The following is a 25,421-nucleotide window of genomic DNA, read 5'->3' on the forward strand; positions in this document are numbered from 1 at the left end:
CGAGGAAAGCGCCAAATGATCTCCCCACCGCCCTCCTCGCGCTCTACGCTCTTCGGTACCGCGCCACGCGCAAGGAGGGCCGCATGACCGTACGGCGAGTAATGGGGATCGAGACGGAGTACGGGATCTCCGTCCCGGGCCACCCGAACGCCAATGCCATGCTCACCTCGTCCCAGATCGTCAACGCCTACGCGGCGGCGATGCACCGGGCGCGCCGGGCCCGCTGGGACTTCGAGGAGGAGAACCCGCTGCGGGACGCCCGCGGCTTCGACCTCGCCCGCGACTCCGCGGACTCCAGCCAGCTCACCGACGAGGACATCGGGCTGGCCAACGTGATCCTCACCAACGGTGCCCGGCTCTACGTCGACCACGCCCACCCGGAGTACAGCGCCCCGGAGGTCACCAACCCCCGGGACGCGGTGCTGTGGGACAAGGCGGGGGAGCGGATCATGGCCGAGGCGGCCGAGCGGGCCGCACAGCTGCCCGGCGCGCAGCCCATCCACCTGTACAAGAACAACACGGACAACAAGGGCGCCTCTTACGGCACCCACGAGAACTACCTCATGAAGCGGGAGACCGCCTTCTCGGACATCGTCCGCCATCTGACCCCGTTCTTCGTCTCCCGCCAGGTCGTCACCGGCGCGGGCCGGGTCGGCCTCGGCCAGGACGGCGGGGAACACGGCTTCCAGATCAGCCAGCGGGCGGACTACTTCGAGGTCGAGGTGGGACTGGAGACCACCCTCAAGCGGCCCATCATCAACACCCGCGACGAGCCGCACGCGGACGCCGAGAAGTACCGCAGGCTGCACGTCATCATCGGCGACGCCAACCTGTCGGAGATCTCCACCTACCTCAAGCTGGGCACCACCTCCCTGGTCCTGTCCATGATCGAGGACGGCTTCATCGCCGTCGACCTGGCCGTGGACCAGCCGGTGCGCACCCTGCACCAGGTCTCCCACGACCCCGGTCTGCGACACCTCATCACGCTGCGCAGCGGCCGCACTCTCACCGCGGTGCAGCTCCAGATGGAGTACTACGAGCTGGCCCGCAAGTACGTCGAGGACCGCTACGGCACCGACGCCGACGAGCAGACCAGGGACGTGCTGACCCGCTGGGAGGACGTCCTGGGGCGCCTGGAGAGCGATCCCATGAGCCTGGCGGGCGAGCTGGACTGGGTGGCCAAGCGGGAGCTGCTGGAGGGCTACCGCAGGCGCGACGGCATCGACTGGGACGCCGCCCGGCTCCACCTCGTCGACCTCCAGTACGCGGACGTACGCCCCGACAAGGGCCTGTACAACCGTCTGGTGGCCCGGGGGCGCATGAAGCGGCTGCTGGACGAGGACGCGGTCTCCAGGGCCCGTATCAAGCCTCCTGAGGACACCAGGGCGTACTTCCGGGGGCGCTGCCTGGAGCAGTACGCGGACGACGTGGCGGCCGCCTCGTGGGATTCGGTCATCTTCGACCTGCCGGGCCGTGACTCCCTGCAACGGGTGCCCACCCTGGAGCCACTGCGCGGCACCCGCAACCACGTCAAGGAACTGCTGGACCGCTGCCGCACGGCGGAGGACCTGGTCCGGATCCTCTCGGGAGGCTGAAAGGCGGCCCGGGAGGGAATCATCCAGGTGACCCCGGAGCGTTGAAGGGGTTGAACCGGCTCACCGGCCGGCCCGGGCCGCCGCGGCACGGGGCCACCGGAGAAACAGGGCCGATGTCGGACCCGGCTTGTAGGGTCTGATCTTGCAGGACATGCAACCGAGCGGGGTGAGGGGCACATGGCTACCAAGGACACCGGCGGGCAGCAGCGGGCGACGCGTTCCACCGAGGAGGTCGAGGAGACCACCGAGGACGAGCAGTCCACCTCGGACCTCAAGGAGCGCCAGGAGAAACTCTCGGACGACGTGGACTCCGTCCTGGACGAGATCGACGACGTCCTGGAGGAGAACGCGGAGGACTTCGTCCGGAGCTTTGTCCAAAAGGGCGGTCAGTAAGCCGCGAGGACCCGGCCCGCGCGACGGGAGGGAGCGCTTCCGCGAGGAGAGCGCCCCCGTCGTCGGCGGGCCGCGCCGTCCCCCGGCCCGGGCGCGGCCGACGTCGCCCGCGGTACGCGGTCGGCGTGGGCCGTTCGGCTCCGGCTCCGGATGTGGATCACCGCCGTCCGGCGGGTAGGGTCCTGGCGTACCGTGCACCAACCGCAACTGACGCATCAGAAGAGCTCAAGGACGACCCGGACGTCCCACGTCGGGCCGCCGCATACCTGGAAGGAAACGTGTGGAAGCCAACACTCGTAGCACCGGGCGTCTACCAGCTGCCTTCCTGACGCCCGGATCGTCGTCGTTCATCGACTTCCTGGGGTCGCACGCGCCCGAACTCCTGCCGGGCAACCGCTCGTTGCCCCCGGTGCAGGGCGCCGTGGAGATCCCGCACGGCACCACCATCGTCGCCGCCGTCTTCCCCGGCGGTGTCGTGCTCGCCGGTGACCGCCGCGCCACGATGGGCAACGTCATCGCGCAGCGCGACATCGAGAAGGTCTTCCCCGCCGACGAGTTCTCCGCGGTTGGCATCGCCGGCACCGCGGGCCTGGCGGTGGAGATGGTCAAGCTCTTCCAGCTGGAGCTGGAGCATTACGAGAAGATCGAGGGCGCCACGCTCTCCCTGGAGGGCAAGGCCAACCGGCTGTCCACGATGATCCGCGGCAACCTCGGCATGGCCCTGCAGGGCCTGGCCGTGGTCCCGCTCTTCGCGGGCTACGACACCGACCGCGAGCGGGGCCGGATCTTCTCCTACGACGTGACCGGCGGCCGCTCCGAGGAGCACGGCTTCGCGGCCACCGGCTCCGGTTCGGTCTTCGCGCGCGGCGCCCTGAAGAAGCTGTACCGCAAGGACCTGACGGAGCAGCAGGCGGTCACCGCCGTCGTCCAGGCGCTCTACGACGCCGCCGACGACGACTCGGCGACCGGCGGCCCCGACCTCGCCCGGCGGATCTATCCGATCGTCACCGTCATCACCGAGGACGGCTTCCGCAGGCTCGGTGACGAGGAGGGCGCGGACATCGTGCGCGCCATCCACGAGCAGCGGCTCCAGGAGCCGGACGGCCCGCGGGCCTCCGTCCTGTAGGCGGCGAGAGCCACGTGACCGGAAAGCACTCCGCACTGACAGAAAGGGACGGATAGCCGGTGTCGACGCCGTTCTATGTCTCACCACAGCAGGCCATGGCGGACCGCGCCGAGTACGCCCGCAAGGGCATCGCGCGCGGACGCAGCGTCGTCGTGCTCCAGTACACCGACGGCATCCTCTTCGTCGCCGAGAACCCGTCCCGGGCGCTCCACAAGGTCAGTGAGATCTACGACCGCATCGCCTTCGCCGCGGTCGGCAAGTACAACGAGTTCGAGAACCTGCGGATCGGCGGCGTGCGCTACGCCGACCTGCGCGGTTACACCTACGACCGGGACGACGTCACGGCCCGGGGCCTGGCGAACGTCTACGCGCAGACGCTGGGCACCATCTTCTCCAGCGTGGGCGAGAAGCCGTACGAGGTGGAGCTGATCGTGGCGGAGGTCGGCGCGGCCCCCGAGGACGACCAGATCTACCGTCTGCCGCACGACGGCTCCATCGTGGACGAGCACGGCGCGGTGGCGGTCGGCGGCAACTCCGACCAGATCGGCAGCTACCTCGACCAGCGCCACCGCGACGACATGACGCTCGCCCAGGCGCTCAAGCTCGCCGTGGACTCCCTCAGCAGGGACAACAACGGGGGTGAACGGCGGCTGACCGCCGAGCAGTTGGAGGTCGCGGTGCTGGACCGCACCCGGCCCCAGCAGCGCAAGTTCCGCCGGGTGCTGGGCGGTGCGCTGACCCGGCTTCTGGAGTCCGGGGCCGCCGAGACCCCGGTGGCGGACGACGCCGGGACGGACGAGGACTCCACCGAGCAGGAGTAGCCGCTTTCGACAGCGGTGTTCACCGTGGTTCCACCGGGCACGGCCCGGTGGAACCACGGATCGCCAACTCGACCGGCAGGTCGCCGCGTTGCGGGCTGCCGCCGTCGACCACGGCGAGCAGCGCGGCCATGCCACGCGCCCCCGCCTCGTCGGCCGGGAGCCGGACGGTGGTCAGTTCGGGTTCCACCGCGGTCGCCAGCGCCAGGTCGTCGAACCCGGTGACCGACACGTCCAGCGGCACCCGCAGCCCGAGGCGCCGCGCCGCCTTGCAGGCACCCGCGGCGAGCACGTCGTCGTCGCAGACCAGGGCGGTCGGCCTGGGCCCCGGCGCGGTCAGCGCGTCGTGCGCGGCCCGCAGACCGCCCTCGACACTGAGCGCCGCCGCCCGCCGGGTCACCACGGCGCCCGGCAGGTCGCGCGTCGCCGAGTCGAACGCGGCGCGGCGGACCCGGAAGGTCCAGGAGTCGACCGCGGAGGCGATGTGCGCGATCCTGCGGTGGCCGAGGGCCGCCAGATGGCCCGTCACCTGCCGCATGCCGGAGGCGAGGTCGAGGTTGACGGTGGCCGCCGCCCCGCTCTGCGCCGGATCGCTGTCCAGCATGACCAGCGGCAGCCCGTCGGCGCCGCTCTCCCGGGGCGCCGCGGCCGCCTCCCCGCTGATCGCGGCCAGCGCGTCCGCCGCCATCGAGGAGGCGATCACCCCGTCCAGCGCCGCCCGCGCCGAGCCGAACGGGTCGCGGGCCGGGCCCACGCCCTCCGGCGACGGGTAGAGCACCACCCCGAAGTCGTGCGCGGCGGCGACCCGCGCGGCGCCGGTGTAGACCCGGGCGAAGTACTCGTTGGTGAGCGCGGGCACCACCAGCAGCGCGGTCCTGGTGCGGCCGAGCCGCAGGCTGCGGGCCGCGAGGTTGGGCCGGTAGCCCAGCCGCAGGGCGGTCTCCCGCACCGCGTCCGCCGTCGCCGGGGAGACCCGCCCGTGCCACTTGCCGCCGAGCACGAGCGAGACCGTGGCCTGCGAGACGCCCGCCTCGCGTGCGACGTCCCGCGAGGTGGGACGCGGGGTGGGCGGCACCTGCTGCTTCCTTCCGTCGGGCCCCGCGGTCCGTGGGTTGGACGTGCGAGGTCCGCCCATGCTACGTATGACACGATCGACGTTATACGTAAAACCTCGCGTGGGTGAGCCGCGCACGACACCGCGGGCACGGGCTCGCGGGAACGGGGAGGACATGGCGACCGGCTATCTGCCGCTGCTGCGTACCCGGCACGCGCTGCGGCTGCTGACCGGCACTCTGGTCGGGCGGCTGCCCAACGCGACCGCCGCGCTGGCGATCGTGCTGTTCACCCGGGCCCACGGCGGCGACTTCACCCTCGCCGGAGCGCTGTCCGCGGTCTACGGGCTCGGCAACGCGGTCGGCCAGCCGGTGCTGGGGCGGCTGGTCGACAAGCGGGGCCAGCCCGGCGTACTGCTCGGCGGCGCCGTGGTCTCCGCCGCCGCGACCACGCTGTTCGCCCTGACCGGCCCCCGCCCGCTGCCGGTGGCCTGCGCGGCGATGGCGGTGGCGGGCCTGGCCGCGCCGCCGCTGGAGGGCGCGCTGCGGGCCCTGTGGCCGAGCGTGCTGGGCGGACGGCAGGAGCAGGTGCACGCCGCCTACGCGCTGGACGCCGCCGCGCAGGAAGTGATGTTCGCGGTCGGCCCGCTGCTGGTCACGCTCATCGTGGCCGCCGCCTCGACCGCCGCCGCGCTGGTGACGCTGGCGCTGGTCGGCGTCGCCGGCACGCTGTGCGTGGTCACCTCCGGGCCCTCGCGCCGCTGGCGGGCGGGGGAGCGCGACGCGCACTGGCTCGGGCCGCTGCGCTCACGCGGCCTGCTGACGCTGCTGGGCTCACTGTTCTTCGTCGGGCTGGCGCTCGGCTCGATCGCGGTGGCCGCCGTGGCCTACGCCGACGCGCACGGCGGCGGCATGGTCTCCAGCTGGCTGCTGTCCGCGCTGGGCCTCGGCGCGCTCGTCGGCGGGGTCACGTACGGCACGCGCACCTGGGCCGGCGTGCCGGAGCGGCGGCTGCGGCTGCTGATGCTCGCCCTGGCCGTCTCCTACCTGCCGTTGGTGGCCGACGCGCCGGTCGCGGTGATGACCGCGCTGTCCGCGCTCGCCGGGCTGTTCCTCGCGCCGGTGCTCGCCTGCGCGTTCGTCGTCGTCGACCGGCACGCCCCGGCGGGCACCGTCACGGAGGCGTTCTCCTGGCTGGTGACCGCGTTCGGCGTCGGCGCCTCGGTGGGCACCGCCGCGGCCGGTCCCGCCGCCCAGTACGGCGCCGCGCGGGCCGCCTTCGCCGTCGCGGGGGCGGGCGGCACGGTCGCGTTGCTGGTCCTGTCGGCCGGTAGCCGCTTTCTCGCCGCGCCAAACCTGCGGCAGCGGAAGGAAAATGATCGAACCGTGCCCGCCGAACCCGGTTTCAGCAGTAGTCATCAGGCGTAATGTTCAGTCATGGACCGCCGCATTTTCGGGCTGGAGAACGAGTACGGCGTCACGTGCACGTTCCGGGGACAGCGACGCCTGTCGCCGGACGAGGTGGCGCGGTACCTCTTCCGCCGTGTCGTGTCATGGGGTCGCAGCAGCAACGTCTTCCTGAAGAACGGCGCCCGTCTCTACCTCGACGTGGGTTCGCACCCGGAGTACGCCACTCCCGAGTGCGACAACGTGACCGAACTGGTCACGCACGACAAGGCGGGGGAGCGCATCCTGGAAGGCCTGCTGGTGGACGCCGAGCGCAGGCTCCACGAGGAGGGGATCGCCGGCGACGTCTATCTGTTCAAGAACAACACCGATTCCGCGGGCAATTCGTACGGCTGCCACGAGAACTATCTCGTCGCCCGGCACGGTGAATTCTCCCGCCTCGCCGACATCCTGATTCCGTTCCTGGTCACGCGTCAGCTGCTGTGCGGCGCGGGCAAGGTGCTCCAGACGCCGCGCGGCGCGGTCTACTGCGTCAGCCAGCGCGCCGAGCACATCTGGGAGGGCGTCAGCTCGGCCACCACGCGGTCGCGCCCCATCATCAACACCAGGGACGAGCCGCACGCCGACGCCGAGCGCTACCGCAGGCTGCACGTCATCGTCGGCGACTCCAACATGTCCGAGACGACCATGCTGCTCAAGGTCGGCGCCACCGACCTGGTGCTGCGCATGATCGAGGCGGGCACCGTGATGCGCGACCTGACCCTGGAGAACCCGATCCGGGCCATCCGCGAGGTCAGCCACGACATAACGGGACGCCGCAAGGTGCGGCTGGCCAGCGGCCGGGAGGCCTCCGCGCTGGACATACAGGAGGAGTACTACTCCAAGGCGGTCGACTTCTGCGAGCGCCGGGGCATCCGCAGCGGGGTCACCGCGCAGGTCCTCGACCTGTGGGGCCGCGCCCTCGAGGCGATCGGCTCCGGCGACCTGTCGTCGATCGGCACCGAGATCGACTGGGTGATGAAGTACCAGCTCATCGAGCGGTACCGCAAGCGCGACAACATCACCATGTCGCACCCCAGGATCGCGCAGATAGACCTCGCGTACCACGACATCCACCGCCGCCGCGGGCTGTACTACCTGCTGGAGCGCAAGGGCCAGGCCAAGCGGATCTGCGACGACCTGCGGATCTTCGAGGCCAAGTCGGTGCCCCCGCAGACCACCCGGGCGCGGCTGCGCGGGGACTTCATCCGGCGGGCCCAGGAGCAGCGCCGCGACTTCACCGTCGACTGGGTGCACCTGAAGCTGAACGACCAGGCGCAGCGCACGGTGCTGTGCAAGGACCCGTTCCGTTCGGTGGACGACCGGGTGGAGAAGCTGATCGCCGGAATGTGATCCGGTCGTGAGGCGATCGGCGCCCGCCACGATCTCCATACGTTCATCACACGAGTCACATGAGGCGTCAAGCGAGCGCCGGGGCCCCGTACGTTTCTCGTACGGGGCCCTTCCTTCGTCGTACAGTGGGCCGCATTGCCCGCTCGCGACCCCGGTTGGACTGATGACTCGCACTACGTTCGTACGACGCGCCGCCGCGATGCTGGTGGCACCGGCCCTCCTGCTCACCGCGGCGGCCTGTGGATCCAACTCATCGAGCGGTTCCTCCGGCGCGGTGGCCCAGGTCACCGGCAAGGAGGGCAGCAAGCCCGCCATCACCATCCCCAAGAAGGGTGACCCGTCGAAGAGCACCGTCGTCAAGACGCTCGACGCGGGCTCCGGCTCGGCCATCAAGAAGGGCGACTGGGTCCGGGTCGACGTCCAGGCGGAGAACTGGAAGACCGGGCAGCCCATCGTCAGCTCCTGGACCACCACCTCGTCGGCGAACAGCCCGCACCAGCAGCTGGTGCTCCAGACCGGTCAGGCCAGCCAGCAGCTGCCGGAGAAGGTGCTCGACGCGGTCGTCGGCCAGAAGACCGGCAGCCGGGTCCTGGTGCAGGGCACCGCGGGCGACCTCGTCGGCTCCGGGCTCAACCCGCAGTCCGGCATCTCCGCCTCCGACACCCTGGTGTGGGTGGTCGACGTGGCCGCGGCCGGCAGCTTCGACGCCAAGGCCGAGGCCAAGGGCGCCCAGGCGCCCAGCCAGTCGGGTCTGCCGACCGTGCAGTCGCCCTCGCAGAAGGCGGCCGTCATCACCATCCCCAAGGGCGAGAAGGCGCCGGCCCAGCTCAAGCAGCAGGTGCTGATCCAAGGCACCGGGCCGGTCGTCAAGAAGGGCCAGGGCCTGATCGCGCAGTACACCGGAGTCATGTGGTCCAACGGCAAGAAGTTCGACTCGTCCTGGGACCACGGCGGCGCCACCGGCTTCCAGATCGGCACCGGCTCGGTCGTCCCCGGCTGGGACAAGGCCCTGGTCGGCAAGCACGTCGGCGACCGGGTGCTCATCGTGATCCCGCCCGCGGACGGCTACGGCTCCCAGGGCAACCCCCAGGCGGGCATCTCGGGCACCGAGACGCTGGTCTTCTCGGTCGACATCCTGGGCACCGTCTGATCACCTGCGTGGGCCGGGGTGGCAGACTGTCCCGGTTGCAGACAACGCACTGAGGAGCACCGACGTGAACATCGACAAGCCCGAGATCGACTTCCCGGGCGGCGAGCCGCCGGCCGACCTGGAGATCAAGGACATCTGGGAGGGCGACGGCGAGGAGGCCAAGGCCGGCCAGACCGTCACCGTCCACTACGTGGGCGTCTCCTTCAGCACCGGTGAGGAGTTCGACGCGAGCTGGAACCGCGGTCAGCCGTTCCGCTTCCCGCTGGGCGGCGGCCGGGTCATCAAGGGCTGGGACCAGGGCGTGCAGGGCATGAAGGTCGGGGGGCGGCGCCAGCTGACCATCCCGGCCCACCTCGCCTACGGCGACCAGAGCCCCACCCCGGCGATCCAGCCCGGCGAGACCCTGATCTTCGTGGTCGACCTGCTCGCGGTCTGAGCGAGCCTGGTTCGCACCCGCGTTCCGACGGCGGCCCCCGCCCTTCGCGGCGGGGGCCGTCGGCTTTTGCGGCGGGCGCGCGGAGCGGTAGGTTCGACGGCGGAACAGCTGAACAGGAGGGGTGCGTCGTGGCCATCGCCAAGGCCGAGCGACTGATGAACCTGGCACTGTGCCTGATGAACACCCGTCGCCCGCTCGCCAAGCGGGAGTTGCGCCTGTCCATCGAGGCCTACCGCGAGATCGGCACCGAGGACGCGTTCAACCGGATGTTCGAGCGCGACAAGGACGACCTGCGGGAGCTCGGCATGGTCATCGAGACCGTCGAGGGGCTCGACGGCGAGACCGGCTATGTGGCCCGCCGCGACCGCAACCGCCTCCCCGAGATCGCCCTGGACGCCGAGGAGGCCGCCGCGCTGAGCCTGGCCGCCAGGGTGTGGCAGCAGGCCCGCCTCGCCGGTGCCGCCAGCGGCGCCCTGCAGAAGCTGCGGGCGGCCGGCGTGCCGTTCACCGAGGAGGGCTACGGCGGCGAAGGACACAGCGTCATCGAGCCGCACATCCCCGCTCACGAGCCCGCGTTCGAGCCGCTGATGCTCGCCGCCCGCGACCGCCGCCCCGTCGTCTTCGAGTACCGCAAGGCCACCGCGGTGCGCCCGGAGACCCGCGAGGTCGAGCCGTGGGCCCTGGAGTGCTGGCGCGGCCACTGGTACCTGGCCGGGTGGGACCGCGAGCGCGCCGCCCGCCGGGTCTTCCGGCTCAGCCGCATCACCGGCCGGGTCCGGCCGCGCGGCGGCCGGTTCACCGCCGAGGTGCCCGACCACGTCGACGTGCGGCAGACGGTGGCGAGCTGGGCCGGGGAGGGCGCCACCTCCACCGCCCGCATCCGGCTGCGCCGAGGCGCCGGCTACCCGCTGCGCGCGAAGGCGGTCGAGACCGTCCCCGCGAGCGGCGAGTGGGCGGCGGACTGGGACGAGCTGGAGATCCCGTACGGGCACGGGCTCGACGCCTGGCTGGTGGAGTTCGGGGCGGACGCGGTGGTGCTCGCCCCCGAGGAACTGCGCGCGGACGTCGTCGACCGGCTGCGCGCCGTGGCGAAGGGCTGAGGGGGCCACGAGGTGTCCAACGCGATCGACCAGACCCGGCGCATGCTGTCCCTGGTGACCTACCTGCGCGAGCGGCCCGGCGCCCGGGTCGGCGAGGTGGCCCGCGCCTTCGGGGTCAGCGAGGCCGAACTCATCGGCGACCTCAACGTGCTGCCCATGTGCGGCACCAGCTTCCGCGGCGGCGACCTGCTGGACATCGACACCGACGGCGAACACATCTGGTGGCACAACGCCGCCACCGCCGACGAGGTCGCCCAGCCGCTGCGGCTCGCCGCCGACGAGGCGACCGCCCTGCTGGTGGCCGCTCGCGCGGTGGCGACCCTGCCGGGGCTGCGCGAGAGCGACCGGCAGGCGCTGCTGCGGGCCTGCGCCAAGCTGGAGACGGCGGCCGGTGAGGCTGCCGGGGCCAGCTCGCGGCTTTCGGTGACCTTCGAGTCCGAGGGCGGTGTCTTCGCCGACGTGGACCGGGCCATCGCCGAGCGGCGCAGGCTGTGGATCCGCTACTACTCGCCCGCCCGCGACGAGCTGACCGAGCGTGAGGTGGACCCGATCCGGCTGTTCGCGGTCGGCCACACCTACTTCGAGGGCTGGTGCAGGCTCTCGGAGGACCGCCGCACCTTCCGGCTGGACCGGGTCGCGGAGATCAAGCTGCTGGACGAGCCGTCCGACCCGCCGCCCATCGAGCCGCGTGACCTGTCGGCCGGTCTGGTGCAGCCCGCGGGCGACGACCCCGAGGTGGTCGTGGAGGTGGGCCCCGGCGGGCGCTGGGTCGCCGAGTACTACCCGTACGACAGCGCCGAGGAACTGCCGGACGGCGGGCTGCGCGTCACCCTGCGCACCCCCGACCCGGGGTCGCTGCGCAGGCTGGCGCTGCGCCTGGGGCGCGACGGCCGCATCGTCTCCCCGCCGGCCCTGGCCGACAGCGCCCGGGCCGCCGCCGAGCGGGCGCTCGCGGCGTACGGCGAGCGGTGAGGAGCGACGCACCATGACGCCCACCGTGCACGACGTGGTCTTCCGCGCGGCCTGCCCCGACTGCCGGGGACGCTTCGAACTGGCCGCCGCCGCCCTGCGCCTGGCCATCGGACGCACCGCGCGGACCACGTTCTACTCCTTCACCTGCCCCGACTGCGGCGCCGCGGTCCGCAAGCCCGCGGGCGAACGCATCGTGGAACTGCTCACCGGCGGCGGAGTCCGCACGATGCGGCTGCACGTCGGCTGACGCCGGTCCCGCCTGTCCGGCCCGACCGGCTCGCGTCCCGGCGGACCGTGTGACCGGCCGCCGGGGGAGAGGCACTAGGCTCGCCGCATGCTCTGGCTCTTCGTCTGGACCGGCCTCGCGTTCTGCGGGATCGCGGTCCTCGGTGTCCTCGCGATCCGGGTCCACCTGGAGGTCCGCAGGCTCTCCGCGAGCATCGCCGCCGGTTCGCGGGCGATCGCGGGCGCGGCGGAGGAGTTCCAGCGCACCGCGGAGCCGCTGGCGGTCCGGGCGGGCGAGATCGCGCGCCGGTGACCGCCTGCGGACGGTACCGGCCGGAGGGGTAGGCTGACGGCGCCGCCCCGGTCGCGGGCCGTCCAGGCCGCCCGGGGGCGGTGACGCGACGGTTCCCCGGGGATTGCCAGGGGTTCACCACAGCGCGTTACCATCGCTCCACCGAGACCCAAGCCGACGACGACGGCTGCCGCACGAGATGAGGACGTGGGTTGCTCAAGTCCGCCCGCAAGACGAAGGACCCCGAGGGGCGGATGCCGCTCGTGGACCACCTGCGTGAGCTGCGCAATCGCCTCGTGAAGTCGTTGCTGGCGGTGGGCGTGGTCACCGCGGTCGCGGCGTACTTCCAGAAGCGGCTGATCGAGTTCCTCGCCCACCCGCTGCTGAAGGCGGTGGGCTGTCACGGCCCGGCCTCCGAACTGCTCAGCGGCGCCCACCCGTGCGCCAACCTGACCGTGAGCGGCATCCTCGGCCCGTTCAGCATCGCCTTCAAGGTGGCGCTGATGGCCGGCGTGGTCTGCGCGGCCCCGGTCTGGCTCTATCAGCTGTGGGCCTTCGTCGCCCCGGGCCTGCACGCGCACGAGAAGCGCTACGCGATCTCGTTCGTCAGCGCGGGCGTGCCGTTGTTCGCCCTCGGCGGCTACTTCGCGTACACGATCCTGCCGACCTCGGCCTCGGTGCTGCTGCACCTGACCCCGGCCCACGTGACCAACCTCGTCCCGGTCGACGACTACATCGACCTGGTGACGCGGATGGTGGTCGTCTTCGGGCTCGCCTTCGAGCTGCCGCTGCTGCTGGTCCTGCTGAACTTCGGCGGCATCCTCAGCGGCCGCAGGATGCTGCGCTGGTGGCGCTGGATGGTCATGGGCATCACCGTCTTCACCGCCATCGCCACGCCCACCACCGACCCGGTCGGCATGCTCGCGCTGGCCGTGCCGATCGTCGTGCTCTACTTCGTCGCCGTCGCGATCTCGCTCGTCCACGACCGCCGCAAGGAGAAGCGGGCCGACGACGGTCTTTCGCCGGACGAGGCCTCCGACCTGGACCTCACCCCCGAGGGCCTGCCCGCGGTCGAGCCGGTCGCGACGCCCTCCGCGCTGCCGGAGGCCGACCGCACGGACGGCTTCGACGACGCCACCTGATCGCGGGGCAGCGGTGAGCCGGGGCCCGGAAAAGATCACACGGGCTGTCGGACCCGGCCGGTAGGCTCGTAGGCACGATGACCGACGAGATCTCACCAGCCGAGCGCTACGCCGCCGCCCGGCGCCGCGCGGCCGAGCAGGCCACCGCCTTCGGCTCCTTCCGCGAGATGTACGACTTCGACCTGGACCCGTTCCAGATCGAGGCCTGCCAGGAGATGGAGGCGGGCAAGGGCGTGCTGGTGGCGGCGCCCACCGGCTCCGGCAAGACCATCGTGGGCGAGTTCGCGGTCCACCTCGCGCTGCGCGAGGGCCGCAAGTGCTTCTACACCACGCCCATCAAGGCCCTGTCCAACCAGAAGTACGCGGACCTGGCCCGCCGCTACGGCCCCGAGCGGGTCGGCCTGCTCACCGGCGACAACAGCGTCAACTCCGAGGCGCCCGTGGTGGTGATGACCACCGAGGTGCTGCGCAACATGCTCTACGCGGGCTCGCAGACCCTCGACGGCCTCGGCTACGTCGTCATGGACGAGGTGCACTACCTCTCCGACCGCTTCCGAGGGGCGGTCTGGGAGGAGGTCATCATCCACCTCCCCGAGTCGGTCACCCTCGTGTCGCTGTCGGCCACGGTCTCCAACGCCGAGGAGTTCGGCGACTGGCTGGACACCGTGCGCGGCGACACCGCCGTGATCGTCTCCGAGCACCGCCCGGTCCCACTGTGGCAGCACGTGCTGGCGGGCCGCCGGATGTACGACCTGTTCGAGGAGAAGGACGGCGCCGGCCCCGGCGGCCGCCTGGAGGTCAACCCCGACCTGGTACGGCTCGCGCGGATGGAGAACACCCGCACCTTCAACCCGCGCGACCGCCGCCGCCGGGGCTACGAGGCGGACCGCGAACGCGACCGCCGCCAGCGCAGCCGCATCTGGACGCCCGGCCGCCCCGAGGTCGTCGAACGGCTGGACGCCGAGGGCCTGTTGCCCGCCATCACGTTCATCTTCAGCCGCGCCGGCTGCGAGTCGGCCGTCCAGCAGTGCCTGTACGCGGGACTGCGGCTCAACGACGAGGAGGCGAGGGCGAAGGTCCGCGCCATCGTCGAGGAGCTCACCGCCGCCATCCCCGACGAGGACCTCAACGTCCTGGGCTACTTCGAGTGGCTGGAGGGCCTGGAGCGCGGCATCGCGGCGCACCACGCGGGCATGCTGCCGACCTTCAAGGAGGTCGTCGAGGAACTCTTCGTACGGGGCCTGGTCAAGGCGGTCTTCGCCACCGAGACGCTGGCCCTGGGCATCAACATGCCCGCGCGCTCGGTGGTGCTGGAGAAACTCGTCAAGTGGAACGGCGAGACGCACGCCGACATCACCCCTGGCGAGTACACCCAGCTGACCGGCCGGGCCGGCCGCCGGGGCATCGACGTCGAGGGGCACGCCGTGGTGCTGTGGCAGCGCGGCATGGACCCGGGGGCGCTCGCCGGCCTCGCCGGGACCCGCACCTATCCGCTGCGCTCCTCCTTCAAGCCCTCGTACAACATGGCCGTCAACCTCGTAGGCCAGTTCGGGCGGCACCGCTCGCGGGAGCTGCTGGAGACCTCCTTCGCCCAGTTCCAGGCGGACCGCTCGGTGGTCGGCATCTCCCGCCAGGTGCAGCGCAACGAGGAGGGCCTGGCGGGCTACCGGCGGGGCATGACCTGCCACCTGGGCGACTTCGAGGAGTACGCCCGGCTGCGCAGGGAGCTGAAGGACCGCGAGGCGGAGCTGTCGCGGCAGGGCGCCGCGCACCGCAGGGCGGCCGCCGCCGAGGCGCTGGAGAAGCTGCGTCCCGGCGACATCATCCACGTGCCCGCGGGACGCTTCGCGGGGCTGGCGCTGGTGCTGGACCCGGGCGTGCCCGCCGGACGCAGCCCGGGCCGCTCCCGGCAGCGCCCCGGCTACCACGACTTCGACGACAGCCCCCGCCCGCTGGTGCTCACCGCCGAACGCCAGGTCAAGCGGCTGGCGCCGACGGACTTCCCCGTCCCGGTGGAGGCGCTGGAGCGGATGCGCATCCCCAAGTCGTTCAACGCGCGCAGCCCGCAGTCGCGGCGCGACCTGGCCTCCGCGATGCGCTCCAAGGCCGGCTCGGCGGGCGTCCACGCGCCCCGGCGCCGCAAGGACCGTTCCGCGGCGGCCGACGACACCGAGATCGCCCGGCTGCGCACCGAGATCCGGGCCCACCCGTGCCACGGCTGCGACGAGCGCGAGGACCACGCCCGCTGGGCCGAGCGCTACCACCGGCTCCAGCGCGACACACGGCAGTTGGAGCGCCGCATCGAGGGACGCACCAACACCATCGCCCGCACTTTCGACCGCATCTGCGCGCTGCTGACCGAACTCGGCTATCTGGAGGGCGACACCGTCACCGGCGACGGGCGGCGGCTGTCGCGGCTGTACGGCGAACTGGACCTGCTGGCCAGCGAGTGCCTGCGCGACGGCGTCTGGGAGAACCTGGGCCCGGCCGAACTGGCCGCCTGCGCCTCGGCGTTGGTCTACGAGGCCCGTGCGGCCGACGACGCGATGCCACCGAAGGTGCCGGGCGGCGCGGCGCGGGAGGCACTGGGCGAGATGGTACGCATCTGGTCCCGCCTGGACGACCTGGAGGAGCGGCACAAGATCAACCAGACCGAGGGCGTCGGCCAGCGCGAGCCGGATCTCGGCTTCGCCTGGATCGCCCACCAGTGGGCCTCCGGCAAGGGACTGGACGCGGTGCTGCGCGAGGCGGACATGCCCGCCGGGGACTTCGTGCGCTGGACCAAGCAACTGATCGACGTGCTGGGCCAGATCGCCGAGGCGGCGCCGCAGGACAGCACCGTGCGGCGCACGGCCCGCAAGGCGGTGGACGGGTTGCTGCGCGGGGTGGTCGCGTACTCCTCGCTGGGGTGAGGTGGCGGTCGCCCGGGGCCGCCGCCTTGGCCGCCGCGTCCCGGGGCGCGCCCCTCAGCGCCGGTCCGCCGCCACCGCCGCGCCGTCCAGCCGCAGGGCCAGCGCGGTCAGCTCGGGGGTGCGCAGGACGCGCCCCGGGCTGCCGGGCAGCGGTACGTGCAGGTGGTGCGTCCAGCGGGCCGGGATCGCGGCGAGGCCGTACACCGCCCCGGCCAGCCCGCCGGTGACCGCCGCCACGGTGTCGGTGTCGCCGCCCAGGTCGACCGCCGCGCCGAGGGCCGCCTCGAAGGACGTGGTGGTGCGCAGTGCCCAGACGGCCGAGCCGAGGCAGGGCCACACGGCGCCGTTGAACTCGGTGGCCCGCGACGGATGCCAGTCGGGCCCGAGCACCCAGGCCCAGCGTTCGCGGTGCGCCGGGTCGACGGCGTCCAGCGCGTCCGCGAGCCCGGCGCAGGGGTCCTCGCCGTCCAGCGCGATGCGCAGCAACTCGTGGTAGAGCGCCGAGCCCTCCCACGCGGACGGGTCGCCGTGGGTGAGGGCGGCGAGCGCGCGGGCCGCCTCCATGGTGGCCTGCCGGCCCAGCGCCGCGTGGTAGACCGCCGAGGTGGTCGCCCGCATGAGGGCGCCGTTGCCCGCGGCGCGGCGGTGGGTGCCGTAGTACCGGGCCGCCGCCAGGTCCCATGGCTCGCCCGAGGTCAGCACGGCCTCCGTCTGGAGCCCCATGTCCTTGGGTTCCGCGGCGGCCCAGCGCTGGAAACGCGAGAAGACGTCGGCCGGGTCGAAGCCGCCGCGCTCCAGCAGGGACTCGGCGACCAGCACGGCCATCTGGGTGTCGTCCGTCGCCTCGCCCGCCTCCCAGCCGCCGCCCGCGCACATCATTCCGGCGCCGTCGGGGAAGCGCGCCCGGTACGCTCCGGGCGGGCCGAACTCGAAGGGTGCGCCCAGCGCGTCTCCGGTCGCGGATCCCACGACCGCCCCGGCCACCCGATCCTCACGTCGCATGCCGGCGACGCTATCGGTCACCGCGCCCGGTGCCGCCGCCACGCGCCGGATCCGCGAGTGAGCGTCTGGCAAAACCGCGAACGGCCGGGGTCCGCGGTGAACACCGGCCGTTCGTGGTCGGAACGACGGCTCGTCAGGTGACGGGGCGCCGGGGCATCGCCCCGTATGGGTGGGTCAGGAAGCGGCGCCGCCCTCCTGCTCGGACTCCACCTGGCGGTTCCAGTCGGACTTCGACGCCTGCCAGCCGTCCTCGTCGGCGCCGGTGCGCCAGTAACCCGAGACCGACAGCCGCTCACGCTCGATCCCGCGCTCCACGCGCAGGTAGCGGCGCAGCTCCTTGACGAAATTAGCCTCGCCGTGCACGAAGACGTGCGGTGTCCCGGCGGGGAAGGGCAGCGCCCGCACGGCCGCCACCAGCGCCTCGCCGACCGGGCGGTCGCCGCGGTGCAGCCAGGTGATCCGGACGCCGGGCGGGGCCTGGAGCTTCTGCTCCTCCCGCTCGTCGGCGACCTCGACGAAGACGTGCGCCACCGCGTCCCCTTCGAGTGCGAGCCGCTCGATCGCCGCGGCGATCGCGGGCAGCGCGCTCTCGTCACCCGCGAGCAGGTGCCAGACGGCTGCCGGGTCCGGGGCGTAGGCGCCGCCGGGGCCGGTGAACAGCAGCTGGTCGCCGGGCCGCGCGTTCGCCGCCCACGGGCCCGCGATGCCCTCGTCGCCGTGGTGCACGAAGTCGACGGTCAGCTCGCCGGCGTCCGGGTCCCAGTGCCGCACGGTGTAGGTGCGGGTGCGGGGCCACCGCTCGCGCGGCAGTTCCTCGCGGATCCGCCGCAGGTCGAACGGCTCCGGGAGGGCGGTGCCGTCCTGCGGGAAGACCAGCTTGACGTAGTGGTCGGTGTACGTGCCCGCGGTGAAGCCGTCGAGGTCGCCTCCGAGCACCACCCTGATCATGTGCGGGGTCAACCGCTCGGTGCGCAGGACGCTCCCCCGGAAGACCGGACGCGACCTGCGCTGCGGGGCCTCAGCCATACACACTCCCTGATCACACGAAGTCTATGAGTTAGGCAAGCCTAACCTCATATCCCGCCGCGCGGAAGGGTTTTTCGCCGCAATCGATATATCGGCGACGTATCAAATGTCTATCATACGTGGGCGTTGGCGTGTGCGTTGGCCAAAGCTTCAATGGTGCGGCGGAGCGAGCCGCCCAGGCCCCAGCGGCCCGACAGCTTCTCCAGGGCTGCCGGGTCGGCCGGCCCGCTCGGCAGCGCCGGATCGAGCTCCGGCAGCGGAACGTCCCGGGCCACCCTGACGACCTTCGGCGCCACCGCCAGATACGCGGACGCCTCCAGTAGGCGCTTGCGCTGCGCCGGGGTCAGTCCGGACGCCGGATCGGCCGCCGCGGCCTGGATCCCGGCCAGGTCGCCGTACCGCGCCAGCAGCTTCGCCGCCGTCTTCTCGCCGATCCCCGGCACGCCCGGCAGTCCGTCGCTGGGGTCGCCGCGCAGCAGGGCCAGGTCGGCGTAGCCCGAGCCGTCCACACCGTACTTCTCGCGCAGGGCCGCCTCGTCGGTGACGTTCAGCGTGCCGACGCCCTTGACCGGGTACAGCACACGCACCCCGCGGGTGTCGTCCACCAACTGGTAGAGGTCGCGGTCGCCGGTGACGATGTCCACCGGGCCCCGGGCGCGCTCGGTGAGGGTGCCGATGACGTCGTCCGCCTCGTAGCCCGGGACGCCGACGCGGGCGACGCCCAGCGCGTCGAGGACGGCCTCGATCACCGGCACCTGCGGCGACAGCGTGTCCGGCACCTCCTCCACGTCGGACCCCGCCGGGACCTCCTCGGCCACCCGGTGCGCCTTGTAGGAGGGGATCAGCTCGACCCGCCACCGCGGGCGCCAGTCCGCGTCCATGCACGCCACCAGCTCGCCGGGGGAGTGGTCGTCGACGAGCCGGGTGATGAAGTCCAGCAGCCCGCGCACGGCGTTCACCGGTGTCCCGTCGGGCGCCTTCACGGACTCGGGGACGCCGAAGTAGGCCCGGAAGTAGAGGCTGGCGGTGTCGAGCAGCATCAGACGTGAGGTCATGCGGGCGATGATGCCCTACCGGCGGCGCGACCCGGAGGCGGCGAGGGATGGCGTGCCGAAGGGGGCGAAACGGGCGGCTGACTGTCGGCGCGCCACCCGGTCCGGCCGTCTCCTGCCGGACTCCGCCGTTCACCGTCGGGCTCTCCGGTCGTAAAGCGGTCATACACCCTCGTACCACCCTCGTTTCCTGTGACCCGCACCACTCTTTGTTTGGTCGGTACAACCTTGGGCAGCGGCTCGGGCTGGAGCGGCCCGGGTGCATCGGGCCGCCTTCGTTCGACCCGAGAGGTACGTGTGTCCACCCTTCAAGCCGACCACTTGTTCAAGGTCTTCGGGAGACATCCCGAGGACGCGGTGCGCGAGCTCCAGCACGGGGCGGAGCGTGACGCGCTGCGCGACGGCGGGACCACCGCCGCCGTGATCGACGCGTCGTTCACCGTCGAGCCCGGCGAGATCTTCGTGGTCATGGGTCTCTCCGGTTCCGGCAAGTCCACGCTGCTGCGCATGCTCAACGGACTGCTGGAACCGACCACCGGGCGCGTGCTGTTCGACGGCCAGGACCTGACCGCGCTCGACCCGCGCGAACTGCGCCGGGTCCGCTCCCGCGAGATCAGCATGGTCTTCCAGCACTTCGCCCTCTTCCCGCACCGCAGCGTGCTGGAGAACGCCGCGTACGGGCTCCAGGTCCAGGGCGTCGAGCGCGCCGAGCGGCTGCGCCGCGCCACCGAGGCGCTGCGGCTCGTCGGGCTCGACGGCTGGGAGAAGTCCTGGCCCGACGAGCTGTCCGGCGGCATGCAGCAGCGCGTGGGCCTGGCCAGGGCGCTGGCCACCGACGCCAAGCTGCTGCTGATGGACGAGTCGTTCAGCGCGCTGGACCCGCTGATCCGCCGCGACATGCAGGATCAGCTGCTCGAACTCCAGCGCACCCTGCGCAAGACCATCGTCTTCATCACCCACGACCTCAACGAGGCCATGCGGCTCGGCGACCGCATCGCCGTGATGCGCGACGGCCGGATCACCCAGATCGGCACCGCCGAGCAGATCGTCACCGAACCCGCCAACGACTACGTGGCCTCGTTCGTCAAGGACGTCGACCGCTCCCGGGTCCTGACCGCCGCCTCCGCCATGGTGGAGCCGAACCGCCCGGACGCCGGCGCGTGCGGCTGCGAGGGCGTGACCCCGCGCACCCCGCTGGCCGACCTGCTCGCGGTGAGCGCCCGGGTGCCGCACCCGGTCGCCGTGCGCGACGAGGCCGGGGCGCTGCTCGGCGTGGTGCCCCGGCAGCGGCTTCTGACCCTGCTCGGCGACCACGAGGGCGGTCCGCTGCCCTGCGACGCCGCTCTCGCGGACAAGGAGGTGGCCGGTGCCTAGGCTGCGTCTCGGTGACTGGGTGAACAACGCCGTCACCTTCCTCACCCACCACTTCGCCTGGCTCTTCGACGCCGTCAGCAGCGTCGTGTCCGGCATGTACGACGGCGTCAACGCGGTGCTGTCGGCGCCCTCGCCGCTGCTGATGGCCGGGATCCTGGCCGTGCTGGCGTTCTGGCTGCGCGGCCTGACCGCCGCCGTGCTGGCGTTCCTGGGGTTCGCGCTGGTGGACTCCGTGCAGCAGTGGGGCGCGGCGATGCAGTCGCTGTCCCTGGTCCTGGTCGCGACCGTGATCACCATCGTGATCGCCGTCCCCGTAGGCATCGCCGCCGCCCGCCGCAAGGGCGTGTCCGCCGCGGTGCGCCCGGTGCTGGACTTCATGCAGACGATGCCCGCGTTCGTCTACCTCATCCCCGGCATCATCTTCTTCGGCCTGGGCACCGTCCCCGGCGTCATCGCCACCATCGTCTTCGCCATGCCGCCCGGCGTGCGCATGACCGAACTGGGCATCCGCCAGGTCGACGGCGAACTCGTCGAGGCCGCCGAGGCGTTCGGCACGACCCCGCGCGACACCCTGCTGCGCGTCCAGCTCCCGCTGGCCCTGCCGACCATCATGGCGGGCGTCAACCAGGTCATCATGCTCGCCCTGTCCATGGTCGTCATCGCGGGCATGGTCGGCGCCGGCGGCCTCGGAGCCCAGGTCTTCACCGCGATCAGCCAGGTCAACGTCGGCCTGGGCTTCGAAGGCGGCATCTGCGTCGTCATCCTGGCGATGTACCTGGACCGGATGACCGGCGCCCTCGGCAGCCGGGTCTCGCCGGTCGGCCGCCGCGCCCTGGCCAAGGCCGCCGCCGCGTCGCCGCGCGCCTCGCGGGTGCTGCGCTACCGGCCCAGCACCGCCGTGGCCACCGTGGGCGTCGTCGTCCTCGCGCTGGTCGCGGGCGGCGTGGGGATCTGGGGCGGCAACGGCGACGGCGCCCCCAAGGTCTCCGCCGCCGACAACGTCGGCAAGGGAAAGACGGTCAACCTGGGCTACATCTCCTGGGACGAGGGCATCGCCTCCACCTTCCTGTGGAAGGAGATCCTGGAGGAGCGCGGCTACAAGGTGAACGCCAAGACCTACGACGTCGGCGCGCTCTACACCGGCATGGCCGACGGCAACGTCGACTTCCAGACCGACTCCTGGCTGCCCACCACGCACGCCCAGTACTGGAAGAAGTACGGCAAGGACCTCACCGACCTCGGCTCCTGGTACGGCCCGACCTCCGAGGAGATCTCGGTGCCGTCCTACGTCAAGGACGTCCACTCGCTGGCCGACCTCAAGGGCAAGGCGTCCGAGTTCAACGGCCAGATCATCGGCATCGAGCCGGGCGCGGGCGAGATGAGCATCATCAAGGACAAGGTGATGCCCGCCTACGGCCTCGACAAGGAGTACACCCTCACCACCGGCTCCACCCCCGGCATGCTCGCCGAACTCCAGCGGGACTACGCGCAGAAGAAGCCGGTGGCCGTCGTGCTGTGGTCGCCGCACTGGGCGTACGACAAGTACAGCCTGACCAAGCTGAAGGACCCGATGGGCGCGTTCGGCAGCGGTGACCACATCCACAGCCTGGGGTCCAGGGACTTCCCGTCGAAGTTCCCCGCCGTCGCCGGGTGGCTGAAGAACTTCCACCTGAGCGAGAAGGACCTGACCAGCCTGGAGGCGTCCATCCAGGACGCGGGCCAGGGCAACGAGCAGCAGGGCGTGCGCGACTGGCTGAAGAAGCACCCCGGCCTGGTCGACAAGCTGGCACCGGTCGGCGGCAAGTCCGCCTGACCGTCGGCCGGCGGCCGGTACGACAGCGGTACGCCGCCGTGGTACCGGCCGCGCGGTGCCGAGGCGGCGGTGCGGTGCGGAGCGGTCCGCACCGCACCGCCGTCGTATGCCGGTACGTCGGCCACGCCGTAGCATCGGCGGCATCCGGTCGCCCCGAAGGGAGCCCCACGTGCGTGTGGTCTCGCTGGTCCCCTCGCTCACCGAGGCGGTCGCGGTCACCGCGCCGGGACTGCTGGTCGGGGCCACCGACTGGTGCGCTCACCCGGCGGACCTCGACGTCGTACGCGTCGGCGGCACCAAGAACCCCGACACCGCCCGCGTCGCCGGCCTCGCACCGGATCTCGTGATCGCCAACGAGGAGGAGAACCGGGCCCCCGACCTCGCGGCGCTGCGGGACGCGGGTCTGCGGGTGATGGTCACCGAGGTCCGCGACCTCGGCCAGGCGTTCGGTGAACTGCACCGGGTGCTGGTGGACGGCTGCCGCCTGCCCCGGCCCGGGTGGCTCGACGACGCCGAGCGCGCCTGGCGTTCGGTGGACGCGCCAACTCGCCGCCCGCGCGCGGTCGTTCCCGTCTGGCGGCGCCCGTGGATGGTCCTCGGGCGCGACACCTTCGCGGGCGACCTGCTGGCGCGGCTCGGCGTGGACAACGTCTACGCGACGCACTCCGAGCGGTATCCACGTCTGTCGATCGGTGAACTGCGCGACTGCGGGGCGCGGTTGGTGGTCCTGCCCGACGAGCCCTATCGCTTCACGGCCGACGACGGGCCCGAGGCGTTCTGCGGCATTCCCGCCGCACTGGTGAGTGGCCGTCACCTCACCTGGTACGGACCGTCGTTGACGCAGGCGCCCGCCGTGCTGGGGGAGGCGCTGCGGGCCGCGCGGGGCTGACCGGCCTCGCACGCGAGGGGTCATGAGCCCGCCGGGGCGCGCTGCCCGGGGGAGATCCGGGTCAGGTTCTCGACGGCCGCGCTCAGCCAGACCTCGGCGTCACCCACGTGCAGCATCGTCGGGCCGTCCGCGTGGTCGGCCGCCGCCGCGTGCAGCGCCACCGGCAGCGCCTCGGCGGCCGGGCCGGGCAACCGGTCCGCCCGGGCGGCCCGCACGCGTGCCGCCTCCTCGCGGTAGGCGCCGGCGGTGGCCGCGGCCGACCGCAGCAGGTGGTCCGCGGCGCGCGGCGACGCCGCCAGGGCGTCCGGCGGACAACGGCGCAGCAACGCCTCCGTGCCGCGCACCAGGAACTGCCCCGCCAGCAGCGTCGCCTGCCAGTCGACACGGGTCATCCGCGGATCGCGGCGCTCGCTCTGGTACTGGGCGAACGCCGCCTCCGCCAGCAGCATCCGGTACCGTGCGCCGGGCAGCGCCGGGCGGCCGCCGTCATCAGGCCCCGGCCGGGGCAGCGGGCGGCCGGTCAGCAGGGCCGCGGTGTCCTCGACCACCCGGGCCGTCGCGGTCAGCAACCCGGCCGCCGTACGGCACAGTTCGCCACTGCCGCCGCGCGGCCACGCGCACAGCCCGGCCATCGCACCCACCAGCGCCCCGGCCAGCACGTCCTCCGCCCGTGTCTCCGCCAACCGCCAGTTCGCGGGCGCCAGTTGGCCGAACGCCATCGCCACCACCACGGTGAACAGCCCCTGCCCCCAGCCCACCCCCAGCAACGGTCCCAGCACGAACGCGACCAGCATCACCACCGGCAGCGCGGCCACGTAGAAGACGGGGCGGTGGCCGAAGCCCAGCAGCAGCGCGGCGGCGACCGCGGCGCCCACCAGCGTCCCGGTCAGCGCAGGACGCAGCGCGGTACGGGTGTCGGACGCCGACCCGCGCATGAGCGTGAGCGTCGCCAGCATGACCCAGAAGCCGTGCGACAGGTCCAGCGTCCCGGCCACCACGCGCGCAGCCACCAGCGCGAGCGCGGTGCGCACCGCGCTCTGGAACGGGACGGAGCGCGGCGTCAGGTGCAGTCGTGCCCGGTGCCACCACAACTCCACCGGACCGCGGTCGGCGTACCACAGCGGGCCCGGGCGCTCGGCGGGCGGCGTGTCGTCCGGAGGCGTCGGCGCGCCCCGGCACACCCGGGCGGTCAGCACCACGAAGCGCACGACGACCGCGATGTCCAGGGTGACGCAGTTGATGCGCAGCCTCGTGAGGTCCGGCAGGCCGGTGTGGCGGGCGGCGGCGCGTTCGCGCTCCGCGGTGAACGCGGCGATCGCCTCGTCCAGCGGCCCGGCCGCGGGCGCGGGTCCCGAACCGGCGAACGCCCGGCCCGCCTCGCGCAGCGCGCGGGCCGTCGCGTCCTGGAGGCCGGTGACGCGCGGATCGGGCCCGTTCACGCCCTCCACCAGCGCCGGCAGCCGCTCGCAGCGCGCGGCGGCGTACCGCAGGGCGGCGGCCGCCTGGCTGCGCGCGCGGTCGCGCACCCCGGGCGACGCGGGACGCAGCATGGGCGGCACGGTGCTGAACCGCAGCCGTTCCATCGCCTCCCCGGTGCGGCGCAGCGCCCCCTCGGCACGACCGGGGTCCGCCGGCGCCGCCACCACGTCCGCGAGGTCGTCCGCCGCCCGGGCCAGGCGGTCGGTGTAGCGGGGAGGCGGCGGATCGGGCCACAGGAGGAGCTCGCCCGCGGCCAGCAGGACGACGCCAATGGTCACTCCGGCCAGCCGCGAGAGCAGCGAGCCGGGATCGTACGGCGGGAAGCACGGGAGGATGTAGAAGAGCTGGAGCCCGCTGCTCAGGCCCACCACACGCGGTCCGCCCACGCCCGCGTACGACACGACGAACCCCACCAGCAGCATCCCGCAGGCCGCCGCCCAGGTGCGCACCGCGAGCGCGGTGCCGGCCGCGATCAGGGCGTACGCGACGGGCAGCACGCACAGCAGGGTCCTCGCCCGGCGCGCCGGGCCACCGCCGAGCTGCGACAGCGCGCCCAGGGCGACCGCGGCGAAGAGCGCGTAGACGGCCATGACCGGGTCGGACAGCCCGTAGCGGCAGGCGTAGAAGCCGCCGACCGCGGCCGTGGTGGTGCGGACCGCGTGCCGCACGGTGAGCAGTCCTGGGTCCCGTTCGCGCAGCCGCGCGACGACACCGTGAGGCAGCCCGCGCACGCCCCGAGCGTAGGCCGCGCCGCCGCACCCCGCGACTTCGCGG

At 72.7% G+C, this 25,421-nt stretch carries 22 protein-coding genes and 1 pseudogene; 18 read left to right on the forward strand and 5 right to left on the reverse strand.

The annotated features are described in order from the left end of the window. Positions 1 to 83 precede the first annotated feature (83 nt). From dop to prcA, 5 genes and pseudogenes are all read left to right on the forward strand, one after another. Positions 84 to 1,595, forward strand: coding sequence for a depupylase/deamidase Dop (gene dop, locus CK485_RS24775; RefSeq protein WP_199239497.1), 1,512 nt, complete (start codon positions 84 to 86; stop codon positions 1,593 to 1,595). A gap of 177 nt (positions 1,596 to 1,772) precedes the next feature. Further along, positions 1,773 to 1,988 carry a ubiquitin-like protein Pup gene (locus CK485_RS24780; protein ID WP_109454045.1) on the forward strand — a complete coding sequence of 72 codons (216 nt, stop codon included), beginning with the start codon at positions 1,773 to 1,775 and terminating at the stop codon, positions 1,986 to 1,988. A gap of 221 nt (positions 1,989 to 2,209) precedes the next feature. After that, positions 2,210 to 2,317 (forward strand): annotated as a pseudogene (locus CK485_RS29840) (recombination endonuclease VII); the annotation flags it as partial. Next, a complete protein-coding gene (gene prcB / locus CK485_RS24785) occupies positions 2,269 to 3,114 on the forward strand; it encodes a proteasome subunit beta (RefSeq protein ID WP_109454046.1) in 846 nt (281 codons plus the stop codon). The pseudogene CK485_RS29840 and the gene prcB, both read left to right, overlap by 49 nt. Positions 3,115 to 3,173: 59 nt before the next feature. After that, a complete protein-coding gene (gene prcA, locus CK485_RS24790; protein WP_109454047.1) occupies positions 3,174 to 3,935 on the forward strand; it encodes a proteasome subunit alpha in 762 nt (253 codons plus the stop codon). Positions 3,936 to 3,954: 19 nt separating this feature from the next. Here prcA and CK485_RS24795 read toward each other — a convergent pair whose 3' ends face one another. Next, positions 3,955 to 5,067 (reverse strand): LacI family DNA-binding transcriptional regulator, encoded by a 1,113-nt coding sequence (locus CK485_RS24795; protein WP_109454048.1) that lies wholly within the window; start codon positions 5,065 to 5,067, stop codon positions 3,955 to 3,957. Positions 5,068 to 5,161: 94 nt separating this feature from the next. Here CK485_RS24795 and CK485_RS24800 point away from each other — a divergent pair, with 94 nt between their 5' ends. The 10 genes from CK485_RS24800 to CK485_RS24845 all read left to right on the forward strand — a co-directional run bounded on the left by CK485_RS24800 (position 5,162) and on the right by CK485_RS24845 (position 16,012). Continuing rightward, positions 5,162 to 6,412, forward strand: coding sequence for an MFS transporter (locus tag CK485_RS24800; protein ID WP_109454049.1), 1,251 nt, complete (start codon positions 5,162 to 5,164; stop codon positions 6,410 to 6,412). Positions 6,413 to 6,421: 9 nt separating this feature from the next. Next, positions 6,422 to 7,783: a Pup--protein ligase gene (gene pafA, locus CK485_RS24805; RefSeq protein ID WP_109454050.1), complete on the forward strand. Its 1,362-nt coding sequence runs from the start codon at positions 6,422 to 6,424 to the stop codon at positions 7,781 to 7,783. Between the two features lie 163 nt (positions 7,784 to 7,946). Then, positions 7,947 to 8,933, forward strand: a complete 987-nt coding sequence (locus tag CK485_RS24810; protein WP_109454051.1) for an FKBP-type peptidyl-prolyl cis-trans isomerase — start codon at positions 7,947 to 7,949, stop codon at positions 8,931 to 8,933. 64 nt (positions 8,934 to 8,997) lie between these two features. Then, positions 8,998 to 9,369, forward strand: a complete 372-nt coding sequence (locus CK485_RS24815; RefSeq protein WP_109454052.1) for an FKBP-type peptidyl-prolyl cis-trans isomerase — start codon at positions 8,998 to 9,000, stop codon at positions 9,367 to 9,369. A gap of 128 nt (positions 9,370 to 9,497) precedes the next feature. Further along, positions 9,498 to 10,469, forward strand: a complete 972-nt coding sequence (locus CK485_RS24820; protein ID WP_109454053.1) for a WYL domain-containing protein — start codon at positions 9,498 to 9,500, stop codon at positions 10,467 to 10,469. A gap of 42 nt (positions 10,470 to 10,511) precedes the next feature. Next, positions 10,512 to 11,441 carry a WYL domain-containing protein gene (locus CK485_RS24825; protein WP_109454412.1) on the forward strand — a complete coding sequence of 310 codons (930 nt, stop codon included), beginning with the start codon at positions 10,512 to 10,514 and terminating at the stop codon, positions 11,439 to 11,441. A 13-nt stretch (positions 11,442 to 11,454) separates the two neighbouring features. After that, complete coding sequence (locus tag CK485_RS24830; protein WP_109454054.1) at positions 11,455 to 11,688, forward strand: hypothetical protein; 234 nt, start codon at positions 11,455 to 11,457, stop codon at positions 11,686 to 11,688. An 87-nt stretch (positions 11,689 to 11,775) separates the two neighbouring features. Further along, positions 11,776 to 11,979 (forward strand): hypothetical protein, encoded by a 204-nt coding sequence (locus CK485_RS24835; protein ID WP_109454055.1) that lies wholly within the window; start codon positions 11,776 to 11,778, stop codon positions 11,977 to 11,979. Positions 11,980 to 12,170: 191 nt separating this feature from the next. Further along, positions 12,171 to 13,100 (forward strand): twin-arginine translocase subunit TatC, encoded by a 930-nt coding sequence (tatC, locus tag CK485_RS24840; RefSeq protein WP_109454056.1) that lies wholly within the window; start codon positions 12,171 to 12,173, stop codon positions 13,098 to 13,100. A 77-nt stretch (positions 13,101 to 13,177) separates the two neighbouring features. After that, a complete protein-coding gene (locus CK485_RS24845; RefSeq protein WP_109454057.1) occupies positions 13,178 to 16,012 on the forward strand; it encodes a DEAD/DEAH box helicase in 2,835 nt (944 codons plus the stop codon). 54 nt (positions 16,013 to 16,066) lie between these two features. Here CK485_RS24845 and CK485_RS24850 read toward each other — a convergent pair whose 3' ends face one another. The 3 genes from CK485_RS24850 to CK485_RS24860 all read right to left on the reverse strand — a co-directional run bounded on the left by CK485_RS24850 (position 16,067) and on the right by CK485_RS24860 (position 19,095). After that, on the reverse strand, positions 16,067 to 17,014 hold the full coding sequence (locus CK485_RS24850) for an ADP-ribosylglycohydrolase family protein (RefSeq protein ID WP_109454413.1): 948 nt from the start codon (positions 17,012 to 17,014) through the stop codon (positions 16,067 to 16,069). Between the two features lie 174 nt (positions 17,015 to 17,188). Continuing rightward, on the reverse strand, positions 17,189 to 18,040 hold the full coding sequence (locus tag CK485_RS24855) for a siderophore-interacting protein (protein ID WP_109454058.1): 852 nt from the start codon (positions 18,038 to 18,040) through the stop codon (positions 17,189 to 17,191). 113 nt (positions 18,041 to 18,153) lie between these two features. Further along, positions 18,154 to 19,095, reverse strand: a complete 942-nt coding sequence (locus CK485_RS24860; protein WP_199239498.1) for a 5'-3' exonuclease — start codon at positions 19,093 to 19,095, stop codon at positions 18,154 to 18,156. Positions 19,096 to 19,389: 294 nt separating this feature from the next. Here CK485_RS24860 and CK485_RS24865 point away from each other — a divergent pair, with 294 nt between their 5' ends. The 3 genes from CK485_RS24865 to CK485_RS24875 all read left to right on the forward strand — a co-directional run bounded on the left by CK485_RS24865 (position 19,390) and on the right by CK485_RS24875 (position 23,168). Further along, the gene (locus CK485_RS24865) at positions 19,390 to 20,466 is read left to right on the forward strand and encodes a betaine/proline/choline family ABC transporter ATP-binding protein (RefSeq protein ID WP_109454060.1); all 1,077 of its coding nucleotides are present in this window, start codon (positions 19,390 to 19,392) and stop codon (positions 20,464 to 20,466) included. Next, a complete protein-coding gene (locus tag CK485_RS24870) occupies positions 20,459 to 22,279 on the forward strand; it encodes an ABC transporter permease/substrate binding protein (RefSeq protein WP_109454061.1) in 1,821 nt (606 codons plus the stop codon). The genes CK485_RS24865 and CK485_RS24870 overlap by 8 nt, the downstream gene beginning before the upstream one ends. Before the next feature lie 175 nt (positions 22,280 to 22,454). Continuing rightward, the gene (locus CK485_RS24875) at positions 22,455 to 23,168 is read left to right on the forward strand and encodes a helical backbone metal receptor (protein ID WP_241968611.1); all 714 of its coding nucleotides are present in this window, start codon (positions 22,455 to 22,457) and stop codon (positions 23,166 to 23,168) included. A gap of 20 nt (positions 23,169 to 23,188) precedes the next feature. Here CK485_RS24875 and CK485_RS24880 read toward each other — a convergent pair whose 3' ends face one another. Further along, positions 23,189 to 25,378 (reverse strand): FUSC family protein, encoded by a 2,190-nt coding sequence (locus CK485_RS24880; protein ID WP_109454063.1) that lies wholly within the window; start codon positions 25,376 to 25,378, stop codon positions 23,189 to 23,191. Positions 25,379 to 25,421 lie beyond the last annotated feature (43 nt).

It is taken from the genome of Streptomyces sp. ICBB 8177, from assembly GCF_003144095.1.
In the GTDB taxonomy this organism is placed as follows: domain Bacteria; phylum Actinomycetota; class Actinomycetes; order Streptomycetales; family Streptomycetaceae; genus Streptantibioticus_D.